Source organism: Aneurinibacillus danicus, assembly GCF_007991215.1.
Taxonomy (GTDB): Bacteria; Bacillota; Bacilli; order Aneurinibacillales; family Aneurinibacillaceae; genus Aneurinibacillus; species Aneurinibacillus danicus.
Genome location: NZ_BJXX01000072.1, coordinates 1 through 12064, shown reverse-complemented (window position 1 = coordinate 12064; position 12064 = coordinate 1). Strand labels below are relative to the sequence as shown.

The following is a 12064-nucleotide window of genomic DNA, read 5'->3' as shown; positions in this document are numbered from 1 at the left end:
TTTTTCTTCCCTGGATCTTTTTTCCTCACTCCTTCCGTCTTTCTTTATTTCATGATTTTCACAAAAAAAACGGAGCCGTTATTGTTGCTCCGTTTTTTTGTATTATATGTGTTTCTTTGGCTGCTCCGTCGGTGTGAGCGGGATGTCGATCGGCGTTTCAACCGGCGGGTTTTGAGGTATTATTTCCGTAGTTGACAAAACGTACCGTCGGACAACCGGCACGTGCGACAGCACTTTGTAAGCGATTGCCATGACCGGAATTCGCATTGTGACAGCACCCGCAATGAGTCCGATAACTGCTCCTGCCAGCACATCAAGCGGGTAGTGAACGCCTACATAAATGCGGGAGTAGGACATAATGACCGCGCACGGCAAAGTCCAGCGAATGGATTTTGGGAATAATCGATAAAGCACATACATAGAAACAAAAGAGGATACCGCATGACCGGACGGAAACGAAGATGAGATCGGCATGTGGGTAAGATGAATCACATGCTCTTCCACCGCCGCAGGCCGCGGCCGCATAATGATAAATTTCAGTGTATATTCGATAATCCCGCCGATGCCGATGGCGGTAAACAGAGTTACCGCGGGGCGAAGACCGCCGACACGACGTCGGATGAACAACAGAGCCAGTACCACCAGAAACCAAAACAAGCCTTTATCACTAATGCCAGAGGCGAAAATCATAAACCAATCAAGCGAGGGGGTGTTCAGCCGCACATTCAACCAGTAAAAGAGCTGTCGGTCGAAGGAGAGAATCGCTTCCATATGTGCACCACCTGTATTTATATAGTAAAATGTGAAACAAAACGGACGGCCCGATCGTATTAATGATGGTAGCTATTTTATATGAATTACGGTTTAGATGCAAGATGCGGAATAACTTCCTTGTATTTACGCGAGAATGAGGTAAGATATAGATTGGCAGACACGTTACAGAAAAATAAAATCGTGTAAGAGAAAGGAAGACGGCTTGTGTTATTTCCTAGCTCAAAACGGATGGAGCAATTAAACCGAAACGAAATGTCTGCGACTACGGTAGCTTCTTCTTTGTCTGTACCGCGAAAGCTGCCCAAACGCTGGTTTCGGATGATAGTGTGGGGATTGTGGAGCATTTGTATTGTCCTCTCGCTTGCACTTGCGTGGTTTTATTTGACGCCGCAGGGAACCAAGCTGCGCGGGATCGTTGCGGAAGCGGTATATACATCGAAGCAAACGAAATATACCTGGCTGCTCGTAGGACAGAGTGGAGTGGAAAAGATTAAGGAGAACTTCCGACGGCAGGCGGAGGCGAATCATCTTGTCAAGCAGGATATGAGCCTGGTGAGGATAGCCGCGCCGGATCCCAAGCATGCAATCACGCCTTCTTCGCTTGTCTATATTGAAGACATTCGGGGCGAGACGTATGTCGGAAAGATTATGTATATTAAAGACCCTCGCTTGATTCATGTGGTTGCGAGCCACAGTCCGGGCGGAGAGAAAGTAAGCAACATGGCTGCCCGAAAAAACGCGCTGGCTGCCATTAACGGGGGCGGTTTCTTCCTGACCGATAAGACGGAAGAGATGACCGGTCCGGAATTTGACGGCGTAGAGCGGATTATGCATCCGCTGGGCATCGTTATTAGCGAAGGAAAGAAAGTTATCGGCGACGAAAAAGCGAAGCATGATATCGTCGGATTTACAAAAGACGGGGTGCTGATTAGCGGCCGCTATACGTATGATCAGATGAAAAAGCTGGGCGTACAGGAGGCCGTGAGCTTCCTGCCGCGTCTTATTGTCAACGGCAAACCGATGATTACAGAAGGCGACGGCGGCTGGGGTGTTGCGCCGCGCACTGCTATTGCACAAAAGAAAGACGGCACGGTGATGTTTCTTGTCATCGACGGCCGGGCCATCCACAGCTTCGGGGCAACGCTTAGGGATGTGCAGCAGGAGCTGTTAAAGCGCGGAGCCGTAAATGCAGTGAATTTGGACGGCGGTTCTTCGTCAAGCATGTATTACCGGGGCAAGACGATTACGACGCCGTCCGGCATGGTCGGTGAGAAGCCGATGCCGAACGCGTTTCTCGTATATAATCCGACCGGAGCACAGGGCGGGCTTGTCTCTGGTCCTGGACCAAACGAACCGCGTTCTTAAAATACGGAGGGGAAAGTTCTCTCGGTTTTTTGTGGAAATCACGAGGCAGAAGGGAAAGGGAAGAGGAAACAAGATCCAGTGTAGAAAAGGCTTCCGCCTTTTTTACATCGAAGTCATATCCTCCTTCTTTTCTCTTTTTTCCTTTATTTTTATGGCAGGATTTGTGGCGGATCTGCCAGGGTCGTGTAAATATACTGACATAGAAGAGAGACATCCGACCTATCTCCCTATTTTTATTTGTAAATTTTTGCTTTATAATGAAAAGATAGAAAAATTTATGCAGGGGGGCATAGCACGCTGAGAGTTCCTACCGTTTATGAGTATCCAGAGAGGCTTAGGGCGATCAACCTGGCGGGAGAGAATAGTTTGATTGCCGACCTGCACTTACTATCGTATGGGTGAATAAGACTGCATGGCGATGAATGAAGAAAAAAAGAATAGAAGGTGTAAGAGATGAACTTTGAGGGAGAAGAGAGAGAAAAAGCTGTCGGCATTGGCTACACTGTTATTGCTTATGCTGCATGGGGCTTGCTTCCGCTCTACTGGAACTATCTTAAGCAAGTTGCCGCCTTTGAAATCCTGGCTCATCGGATTTTTTGGTCTTTTTTATTCGTTTTACTTTTGCTTATGCTTTATCGAAGGTGGCCGCAGTTTAAAGAAGCATTTCACAGCCGACATATTATGCTGGCTGCGTTTTTCTGTTCATTATTGATTAGCGTAAACTGGTTTATTTATATCTGGGGAGTTAATAATGGACACGTAATTGAATCGAGTCTTGGCTATTACATTAATCCGCTGTTCAGTGTAGCGTTAGGTGTGCTGGTACTGCGGGAGAAATTGACGCGATGGCAGACGATCGCGCTGGCGATAGCCGGCCTGGGTGTTGCCATTCTGATGATACAGTACGGCAAAGTACCGTGGATCGCTCTTTCCCTTGCCATCACCTTTGGGCTGTATGGGCTGGCGAAGAAGAAGGCACAGGCGGAGGCTCTGGTTGGACTGGCGCTGGAAACTGTATTCATGGTTCCGTTCGCATTCGGCTACCTGGTCTTTCTCGAAACCAGCGGCGCCGGAGCTATCGGCCATGTATCAACTTCAGAGTTGCTTGTGCTCGCAGGTTCTGGAATTGTAACGGCACTGCCCCTGCTCTGGTTTGCAAAAGGGACACGGCTTGTGCCGTTGTCCACCATCGGGTTTATTCAGTATCTATCCCCTACGATTACTCTGCTGATCGGCGTATTTGTATTTAAAGAGACATTTACGTCCGTACACATGGTTAGTTTTGCGTTTATCTGGTGTGCACTGCTGCTGTATTCGTTATCTCATACCAGCCTGGCTCACCAGTTATCGGGGTTTGGCAAAGCGCGTTCATAAAGCCGTCTTACAGGCACTTCCGTCAGGGAGTGCTTTTTTGTACGGCCGGAAGGCGCTTATCCCTGCTTTTTTCGTGATATACTATTCAGCAAAAGCCCAAAGGGCCGCATTTTTTCTCAACCAAGGGAGGAACATAACATGCCGGACAATCCATTAATCTCTCGCATCAAGCTCCCGGCTTCTTTGCCTGATATAAGCGTTTACCACATCCTGTATCAAGCAGGTGATACCATGGTGGCAGGGTATCTTGCACAGCCGAAGGCACAAAAAAAGTATCCGGGACTCGTCTATTGCAGAGGAGGCATCCATCGGGTCGGAATGGTGCAGATTGGTTGGATTGAACATATGGCCGCCTGCGGATTTGTCGTATGTGCACCTTCTTATCGCGGCAATGAAGGGGGGAGAGGGCAGGATGAGTTCGGCGGGGCGGATCGTCAGGATGTATATGACGCGCTGCAACTGTTATCAAGCCTGCCGCGTGTCGACGCGGATCGGATCGGCGCTTTCGGCTTTTCGCGCGGCGCTGTCGGTGCGTTTCTCGCCGCCGCTGAGACGAAGCGAATCGGCGCGCTTGTCTCCTGGGGAGGTATTGTGGATTTACATTTGACGTATGAAGAACGGGAGGATTTACGCCGGATGCTGAAGCGGGTGGTCGGTCATCCTGTCAAAGATGCGCATGCCTATATGGATCGTTCCGCCTTGTATCACGCCGAAGAAGTAGACTGCCCGGTGCTATTTATTCAGGGCGGACGTGATGATCAGGTCAGCCCGCTTCATTCCGCCTATATGGCGGAACGTCTGGAGATGCTTGGAAAACCGTATGTCTCCTGGTATTATCCGGAATACGGGCACCATTTTCCGGAAGCGGCTCATTACGGGACGCTAAGCGAGGCATGCCAGTGGCTAAAGCAGAAGTTACAGAAGAGATGCGCGAGTGGCAGGAGAGTAGTGGAGCGCGGCACGCATGAAGAATGACTGCGCTAGAAGGAGCGTTATTATGTCATGTACTAGCTGCAGCAGGGAAGGAAAGTGAATAAAATTGGAAAAAGTAGGATGATACCTTGTTGTGTGTAATAATCTATAAGCAAGGGTAAATACTAACCGTACCACGATAGAATTTGCAACAGATAAAAAGGAGGACACACATCATGGGATTTCTTTGGGCACTTATTGTAGGCGGAATTATCGGGTGGCTGGCAGGTGCCATCATGGGACGCGACATCCCGGGCGGAATTATCGGTAACATTATTGCTGGTTTTGTCGGCGCATGGATTGGTACGGCGCTGTTGGGCAATTGGGGTCCTGTTATTGGCGGATTCGCTATTATTCCTGCCATCATCGGTGCGATTATCCTTGTGCTTATCGTTGGTCTGCTGATGCGTGCTATGCGTCGCGAACGCCACTAAGAAAAAAACTGCCGTCGAAAAATAGAGAAACAATGGAAAAAGGCGCTGCCTCTCATATGGGGGCAAGCGCCTTTTTCTGCATGGTCGACCCATTTAATCTGGTAAATATTACGGCCGGGATTTACAATATGGTTTGTAGTCACGTAAGCATCCCCCAACCTTTTGATTTTTCTAAATTTACTATGTTTCATTATAACATAAGGAGCTTTTTGTATGGGAAAAGTTGAGATCATTGCGACGTCTACGTTCGGCCTGGAGGCAGTCGTAGCACGCGAAGTCAGGCAGCTTGGATATGAGAATGTGGCCGTGGAAAACGGGAAAGTAACGTTTACCGCGGATAAGCTGGCTATCTGCCGCGTTAATTTGTGGTTGAGGACGGCGGAACGCATCCGCCTGAAGATTGGTGAATTTAAGGCGACGACGTTCGATGAGTTGTTCGAGAAAACCCAGGCGCTTCCCTGGGCGGAGTGGATCCCGGAGGACGCACAGTTTCCGGTGGAAGGCAAGTCCGTGAAGTCCAAGCTGTTCAGCGTACCGGATTGCCAGGCGATCGTGAAAAAAGCGGTGGTTGAAAGCATGAAGAAAAGCTACCGCAAGATGTGGTTCGACGAAACCGGACCGATGTTCAAAATTGAGGTGGCCCTGCACAAAGACATCGCGACATTGACCATTGATACGACCGGTGCCGGTCTGCACAAACGCGGCTACCGTCGGCTCATCAGCGGTGCTCCGCTAAAAGAAACGATGGCGGCGGCCATGATCCAGCTCTCGTTTTGGAACCCGGATCGCCCGCTGCACGATCCGTTCTGCGGGTCCGGCACGATCCCGATCGAAGCTGCGCTTATCGGCCGTAATATTGCACCGGGGATGAACCGGGAATTCGCCTCGGAAGAATGGCCTTCCATCCCGAAGAAGTTGTGGCAAGAGGCACGTCGTGAGACACATGACCTCGCCGATTACGATCGCCCGCTTGCAATTACCGGTACGGACATCGACGGGGATATCATCATGGTAGCGAATGAAAATGCGGAAGAGGCGATGGTAGAAGATGCGGTGCGTTTTAAGCGGTTGCCGGTTGGTTCATTTACAAGCGACGCGAAATACGGCTGCATTATTTGCAATCCGCCCTACGGCGAGAGACTCGGTGAAAAGCAGGAAGTCGAGCAATTGTATAAAGTAATGGGTCGGACATTCAGTGCGCTCGATACGTGGTCGTACTATATCCTTACATCGTATCCGGAATTTGAAAAGTTTTTCGGACGCGAAGCGGACCGCAACCGCAAGCTATACAACGGAAACTTGAAAACATACTACTACCAGTATTATGGACCGCGGCCGCCGCGTAGCGAATAAAACACAGGGGTGATCTACGCAAAAAAGGAGCGGGCAAAAGTTCCGCTCCTTTTTTGTGATATAGGAAAGTATATTTCACTTTACAGTGATAAAGCGAAATATACTTTCCCTCCATTTGTAAGCAAGGAAAAACACACCCGCGAGTTTTTCTCATACTACTGATTAATCCGTATGAATATTGTATTTTTTCATTCGGTTATACAGCGTCACACGCGAGATGCCGAGCAGCTGCGCTGCGGCTGATTTATTGCCATAGGTCGTGCGCAGCGCCTCTACCAGTTCCTCATATTCGCTGCGTGCCGCAAGCGGTCTGGTGGCCGGCGTCTGGGCGGCAAACGCAAGCTCGTTCGGCTGATAGCCTTCCGGTAGATGCTCCGGCTCGATGCGCTCCTGATCCGTTAAGATCACGAGACGCTCCATAAGGTTGCGCAGCTGTCGGATATTGCCCGGCCAGGCATAATTAAGCAGCAGAATGATCGTTTTCGGCGCAAGCTCCGGGAGCGGCTTGCCGTATTTGACAGCGAATTCCTTTAAGAACAGCTGGGCGAGTTCGGGAATGTCCTCCTTTCGCTCGCGCAGCGGCGGAATCGGCACCGTGACAACATTCAGCCTGTAGAATAAGTCCTGTCGGAATTGGCCTGCCGCCACCATGGCTTCTAAGTCCCGGTTTGTCGCCGCCACGATGCGGACGTCGGTTGCAATCGGCTTGTGTCCGCCTACGCGGTAGAATTGCTTCTCCTGTAGCACGCGCAATAGCTTCACCTGTTGATCGAGCGGCAGCTCTCCGATTTCGTCAAGGAATAGGGTTCCGCCTGCGGCCGCGTCGATTTTCCCTTTTTTTCCCTCATGGATGGCGCCGGTAAAGGCGCCTTTTTCATACCCGAACAACTCGCTCTCAAAGAGTGCGGCTGGGATCGCTCCGCAGTTGAGTGCGACAAAGGGACCGTCCGCTCGCAGGCTGGCGCGGTGTACGGCTTCGGCGAATAGCTCTTTTCCCACGCCGGATTCACCGGTAATCAGAAGCGTGGCGTCGGTCCGCGCGACTTTCCTCGTCAATTGAATCGCCTGCGTAATGGCGGCGCTGCGGCCCTTGATTTTGTAAAACGGATCTTCCTGCTGTTCATTGTACAGCTCATTTTCAAGATTGTGCAGATGTGCTGTCGTACTGGAGAGTCGGTCATGCAAACGCACGACGTCACTGATGTCTTTCTCTGCGGATAGTCCTCCAATAATCTGTCCGTCCAGCAGCACAGGAGATGTATTCACCAGCACATGGGTACCGGGCCGCGGCTGGTTATAGTGACGGACGACAGACGATCCGTCATGGATGCTTTTTAGAAGCATTACCGCATCTTTTTTAAAATGGCGCGTAATATGGTGATGCAGAATGTCTTCCCGCGGAATATGATACATTGCTTCCGCCTGTTTGTTCCAGTTCACCACGATTCCCTGCGCGTTCACAATCGTAAGGGAGTCATCCACCGTCTGCAGTACGCTCTCGTAAAACGCGAAGCATTCTCTAAGAGCCCGTGAGGCAGCCTGTGCGACGGTTTCTGCCGGTATGTATCCGACCGGCTCATCCATATCAGACAGTACTTGAATATCCGTTACGCCCGGCGTCGCCGAGATTACATCAAACAGAAGGGCCGATTCACGGGCCTGTGCAGAACAGGGACGATCCGGCAAAAAAGAAAGCGGTTGCATAATTTCGCGAAGAAACGGGTTATAGAAAGAAAAGGGTTGATTTGACATATAGATTCACCTGATTAGCAAATTTAACACAAGTGTATAAAGTAAAGAATATGATTTACAAACTTGTAAATCTTGTAGCACCGCTATTATACAACTGTATTAAAAAAAACGCAATTGACTGTATTAAAATATAAAGATCAAAAAAGGGAGTGGGATATTCCGCTCCTTTTTTGATCTTTGTATAAGAATCCAGCCATTATTTGGCGAATGTAGTGCTTCAAGCCGTTCGATTTGCTTGAGCGTCAGGTGCCGGGCGTGCTCTTGTCTACCTGTGCCGCAATTTGTTAAAATCAATTTTTTATATTGCTTGATCAATCTCCAGGCGGCGAGCCAGCTCATGCAGCAAATCGACCACGGTAATGATGCCGACCAATTGTTCATTCTCTACGACGGGCAGCGAATTTATTTTATGTTTGCGCATTGTCTGAATTGCTTCCGTAATCGGTGCATCCGGAGCAATGGTAATCAAGTTTTTCGTCATAATCCATTCTACAGGCGTTTCCTTCAAAATAGTCGGTGAATGGAGCGAAATCATCATCTCGCGGTGCACAATAATCCCCACTGCTTTATTTTGTTCGACCACAATCAGACGGCGAATATTTCTGTCTTTCATAATGCGTTCCGCTTCCTGGATCGGCGTAGCCGGGGTGATGGTAATTACGTCCGGCGTCATTAAATCTTTTACTCTCATCACGAGCGCATCCCCCATATTCCCTCAAAATTTGAGCCTATATACACGGGAATTATATCATAGAAAAACAGGATACAACCAGAATTGTTTCAGACAAAACAGGGGAGAGGAAAGAGAAAAGAAAATATGAAGGAGGCATACACATGAAGAAAATGTTGGGATCATTTGAAATTTCGATACGGAACTTGAATATATTGTAGAAGGAAAAATCAGAATCGAAGAAGAAAAGTATGACTAATTGTATATAATAACGAAAAAATACATACTAAATAGCTGTTTCAATAGGTTGAAATAGCTGTTTTTATGAACATTTTCATAGTATGATATGTATAGAGAAATGAGGTGAACGAACATGGGCACAAAGCATAAATATACAATAAAAATGAAGAAGAAAAAGCAGATTAGTGACTCAGTGTTCAATCTCCTTTTTAAAGATTTAGTCGAGTCAGAGAAGATTAAGCTGTATATGGATGAAATCAATCAGCGAATTTACAAAGGAGAGATGAGTCCAGCTGAGTTTAGTGAAAGTTTGTCCAGGTTAACTGACCGCTATGTAAAGAAGGGGATGCACCAGGCTGATCAGGCCAGCGTAGTTCGCTACATTAGCGCGTTTGCCAAGATAGAGAACAACGTGAAAGCCAACCTATGCATGATGAGCATGCGAGAAGCGAATGGAGAGGCAGCCTTTGAATCGGAAGAGGAGGCAGCCCGGAACATTATTCGCACATATGAAGAAACACAGCGATTGATTAATCGATGGGTAGAACAGTATGCGCTTACACGTGGAATGGATCCGGAGTGGGTAGTAACGCCGGATTTGGAGTGGATGGAGAGATGAAAAATAAAACGAGGCCGCGTATAATATGAATACGGACGGCCTCGTTTTTCTGTGAAAATCCTGAAATAAAGAAAGAAGGAAGGAAGAAGAGAAAAAAGATCCAGGGAAGACAAAGGCGTTCGCCTTTTTCCCCATTGAAATCATCGTCTCGTTCTCTTCTCTCTTTCCCTTCATACCTCAAAAGTCAGCCGCCCTTCCCGCGATTTTCATGTCGGGGTTGCGGCTGAGATGCCATGGTGGTTTTACAGTATATTAATGATCCCCGTGGTTGCCTTTGCTGGGATTGGTAATTACGAAACCTTCTTCGGGAAGGTACAGGTAATCGATTTTTACTCCGTCAAGTAAACTCTGTGTTTTATCGAGAATAACATCGATCTCCTTATCCGTGTGAATAATCTCATCGTTTTCGCCGGGCGTATCGAGATCAAGTCCATAGTGTGCGTGGTCTCCGTGCGCATGGGTGATGAACACGCGCAGCATTTTGCCCTCCGTGTCTTCCTGTGCCAGGATTTCCTTGATTTTTTTAGCGGCATTTCTTGTGATTTTACATTTCATCCATATTCGCTCCTTGCTTTTGTAAGATGGAAAAGCTGTATCGTGGCCTATTATACGCTATTTTACCGTAATAGGGAAATGAAGCGGCACCAAAAAAAAGAGCCCTCAAAAGGACTCAACAGAAAAGAGGTGTGCCCATATGCTTTTACATCAGGGTAAAGGAGTGTGGGGACAAGACTATGTATCTTTAGGATACAGAGGGAATGCTAAGAGTATATGGAGTTCGCATTAAGTTTCTGTTAAAAAGCGGTCCCGGCTACTGCCGGGACCAAATGAGAATGGAGTTACCACAGGATGTGGTAAAATTGTGGAGATCAATCCACCACTTATCCTACTACAGATGTGTAATTTTTTTGTTTTTCTCTCATTAAGATTATGTTAATTTTGTAGGAGATGCGCTGTATTTTTTCGTATTTGCTCTTTCTTTGCTCACGATTTTCACAGAAAAAGGAGGACATAGCAATATGCTGGAACAACAACTTGGGGCACTGCTTACCCGATTGCGTGAGAAAAGCCCGCTTGTACATAACATTACGAATGAAGTGGTGACGAACTTCACAGCTAATGGTTTGCTGGCGCTTGGCGCATCTCCGGTGATGGCGTATGCGCCGGAAGAGGTGGCCGATATGGCCAAAATCGCCGGGGCGCTTGTGTTGAATATGGGGACATTGACGAAAGAAACCATCGAAGCTATGCTGATTGCCGGAAAATCGGCCAACGAGCACGGTGTCCCAATTGTATTCGATCCGGTGGGCGCAGGCGCAACGCCATTCCGTACAGAAATGGCTCGTCGTATCGTAGAAGAGCTTGATCTGGCCATCATCCGGGGAAATGCGGCGGAAGTGGCCAATATTATGGGTGAAGCCTGGGAAATTAAAGGCGTAGATGCAGGGAAATCCGGCGGCGATATCGAAGCTTTGACCCGCAAAGCTGCAGATAAGCTGAATGCTGTGGTAGCCATTACCGGAAAGGTGGACAGGGTAGCAGGTCCGAACGCGCTGTATGCGATTCATAACGGGGATGAAATGCTGACACGCATCACGGGTACAGGCTGTCTGTTGACCTCCATTCTCGGCGCTTACGCTGCTGTGGAGCGAGATTGGGCGCTGGCGGCTGCGGCTGGGCTTGCGATGTACGGGGTTGCGGCAGAGTTAGCGCGGCAGACGGTGTCCGCCCCGGGCTCGTACCAGATTGCCCTCCTGGATATGCTGTACAGTGTGGATGAAGATCAAGTTGCGAGCATGGCTCGCATCGAACGGAAATAACTGCAGAAAGAGTGACAGACATGAACAACCAGACCTGGAAAGAGAAGCTTGGCGTCTACCTTGTTATTGGGATTGAAGATGCGGGCGGCCGCACCGCGCTGGAGACGGTGCGGTTAGCGATTGCAGGAGGAGCGGATGCTGTACAGCTACGTGAGAAGCATGCGCCGCTTTCCCGGGTGCTCGAAGTCGGACGGGAGATGCGTGCACTATGCCGGGAGCATGGTGTACCGTTTATAGTCAATGACCGCGTGGATGTAGCGCTTCTGCTGGACGCGGACGGCGTCCATGTCGGACAGGACGACTTGCCGGCAAGCGAGGTCCGCAAGCTGGTAGACGGGCGGATGTTTATCGGAGTGTCGGCATCTTCTACGGAGGAAGCGCGGAACGCGCTCGCGCAGGGGGCGGATTATCTGGGGGTCGGATCGATTTATGCCACCAGCAGCAAAGCTGACGCCGGCGATCCGGTTACACCGGCTTTGATTGGTGAAATCCGTAAGTTTTCTGATGTTCCAATTGTTGCTATCGGCGGAATTACCGGGGACAATTGTCCGGAAGTAATGAAGCAGGGAGCAAATGGTGTGGCAGTCATTTCGGCGATCGTCGGACAACCGGATCCGCGTCAGGCAGCCGCCCGGCTACGCGAAGTCGTCGCTTCCTGCACGTTAGAGTAGCCAACAAAAACCACCATGGC

The 12064-nt window shown here is 49.1% G+C and carries 12 protein-coding genes; 8 read left to right on the top strand and 4 right to left on the bottom strand.

Annotated elements, in window-relative coordinates; genetic code table 11:
• Positions 1-102: 102 nt before the first annotated feature.
• On the bottom strand, positions 103-771 hold the full coding sequence (locus ADA01nite_RS08925; RefSeq protein WP_146809608.1) for a phosphatase PAP2 family protein: 669 nt from the start codon (positions 769-771) through the stop codon (positions 103-105).
• Between the two features lie 207 nt (positions 772-978).
• Between ADA01nite_RS08925 and ADA01nite_RS08920 the strand changes: the two genes are divergently transcribed.
• From ADA01nite_RS08920 to ADA01nite_RS08900, 5 genes are all read left to right on the top strand, one after another.
• Entirely contained in the window at positions 979-2139 is a 1161-nt protein-coding gene (locus ADA01nite_RS08920) for a phosphodiester glycosidase family protein (protein WP_146809607.1), read from the top strand.
• Positions 2140-2592: 453 nt separating this feature from the next.
• Positions 2593-3513: an EamA family transporter RarD gene (gene rarD / locus ADA01nite_RS08915; protein WP_146809606.1), complete on the top strand. Its 921-nt coding sequence runs from the start codon at positions 2593-2595 to the stop codon at positions 3511-3513.
• 138 nt (positions 3514-3651) lie between these two features.
• Positions 3652-4488 (top strand): alpha/beta hydrolase family protein, encoded by an 837-nt coding sequence (locus ADA01nite_RS08910; protein WP_146809605.1) that lies wholly within the window; start codon positions 3652-3654, stop codon positions 4486-4488.
• A 173-nt stretch (positions 4489-4661) separates the two neighbouring features.
• Positions 4662-4919: a GlsB/YeaQ/YmgE family stress response membrane protein gene (locus ADA01nite_RS08905; protein ID WP_146809604.1), complete on the top strand. Its 258-nt coding sequence runs from the start codon at positions 4662-4664 to the stop codon at positions 4917-4919.
• Between the two features lie 213 nt (positions 4920-5132).
• On the top strand, positions 5133-6272 hold the full coding sequence (locus tag ADA01nite_RS08900; protein WP_146809603.1) for a THUMP domain-containing class I SAM-dependent RNA methyltransferase: 1140 nt from the start codon (positions 5133-5135) through the stop codon (positions 6270-6272).
• Positions 6273-6434: 162 nt separating this feature from the next.
• Here ADA01nite_RS08900 and ADA01nite_RS08895 read toward each other — a convergent pair whose 3' ends face one another.
• On the bottom strand, positions 6435-8024 hold the full coding sequence (locus ADA01nite_RS08895) for a sigma-54 interaction domain-containing protein (RefSeq protein ID WP_246147274.1): 1590 nt from the start codon (positions 8022-8024) through the stop codon (positions 6435-6437).
• Between the two features lie 298 nt (positions 8025-8322).
• Entirely contained in the window at positions 8323-8715 is a 393-nt protein-coding gene (locus ADA01nite_RS08890) for a CBS domain-containing protein (protein ID WP_246147275.1), read from the bottom strand.
• A gap of 352 nt (positions 8716-9067) precedes the next feature.
• Between ADA01nite_RS08890 and ADA01nite_RS08885 the strand changes: the two genes are divergently transcribed.
• A complete protein-coding gene (locus tag ADA01nite_RS08885) occupies positions 9068-9553 on the top strand; it encodes a hypothetical protein (RefSeq protein WP_146809601.1) in 486 nt (161 codons plus the stop codon).
• Positions 9554-9805: 252 nt separating this feature from the next.
• Here ADA01nite_RS08885 and ADA01nite_RS08880 read toward each other — a convergent pair whose 3' ends face one another.
• On the bottom strand, positions 9806-10108 hold the full coding sequence (locus tag ADA01nite_RS08880) for a HesB/IscA family protein (protein ID WP_146809600.1): 303 nt from the start codon (positions 10106-10108) through the stop codon (positions 9806-9808).
• A 464-nt stretch (positions 10109-10572) separates the two neighbouring features.
• Between ADA01nite_RS08880 and thiM the strand changes: the two genes are divergently transcribed.
• Both thiM and thiE read left to right on the top strand, forming a co-directional pair.
• Complete coding sequence (gene thiM, locus ADA01nite_RS08875; protein WP_146809599.1) at positions 10573-11373, top strand: hydroxyethylthiazole kinase; 801 nt, start codon at positions 10573-10575, stop codon at positions 11371-11373.
• A gap of 20 nt (positions 11374-11393) precedes the next feature.
• Positions 11394-12044 carry a thiamine phosphate synthase gene (gene thiE / locus ADA01nite_RS08870; RefSeq protein ID WP_146809598.1) on the top strand — a complete coding sequence of 217 codons (651 nt, stop codon included), beginning with the start codon at positions 11394-11396 and terminating at the stop codon, positions 12042-12044.
• Positions 12045-12064 lie beyond the last annotated feature (20 nt).

Bases quoted from the DNA above. Each gene is read 5' to 3' on its own strand.
- ADA01nite_RS08910 (WP_146809605.1), top strand. From the start codon at position 3,652: ATGCCGGACAATCCATTAATCTCTCGCATCAAGCTCCCGGCTTCTTTG.
- ADA01nite_RS08890 (WP_246147275.1), bottom strand. From the start codon at position 8,715: ATGAGAGTAAAAGATTTAATGACGCCGGACGTAATTACCATCACCCCG.
- ADA01nite_RS08880 (WP_146809600.1), bottom strand. From the start codon at position 10,108: ATGAAATGTAAAATCACAAGAAATGCCGCTAAAAAAATCAAGGAAATC.
- thiM (WP_146809599.1), top strand. From the start codon at position 10,573: ATGCTGGAACAACAACTTGGGGCACTGCTTACCCGATTGCGTGAGAAA.
- rarD (WP_146809606.1), top strand. From the start codon at position 2,593: ATGAACTTTGAGGGAGAAGAGAGAGAAAAAGCTGTCGGCATTGGCTAC.
- ADA01nite_RS08885 (WP_146809601.1), top strand. From the start codon at position 9,068: ATGGGCACAAAGCATAAATATACAATAAAAATGAAGAAGAAAAAGCAG.
- thiE (WP_146809598.1), top strand. From the start codon at position 11,394: ATGAACAACCAGACCTGGAAAGAGAAGCTTGGCGTCTACCTTGTTATT.
- ADA01nite_RS08895 (WP_246147274.1), bottom strand. From the start codon at position 8,024: ATGTCAAATCAACCCTTTTCTTTCTATAACCCGTTTCTTCGCGAAATT.
- ADA01nite_RS08905 (WP_146809604.1), top strand. From the start codon at position 4,662: ATGGGATTTCTTTGGGCACTTATTGTAGGCGGAATTATCGGGTGGCTG.
- ADA01nite_RS08900 (WP_146809603.1), top strand. From the start codon at position 5,133: ATGGGAAAAGTTGAGATCATTGCGACGTCTACGTTCGGCCTGGAGGCA.
- ADA01nite_RS08925 (WP_146809608.1), bottom strand. From the start codon at position 771: ATGGAAGCGATTCTCTCCTTCGACCGACAGCTCTTTTACTGGTTGAAT.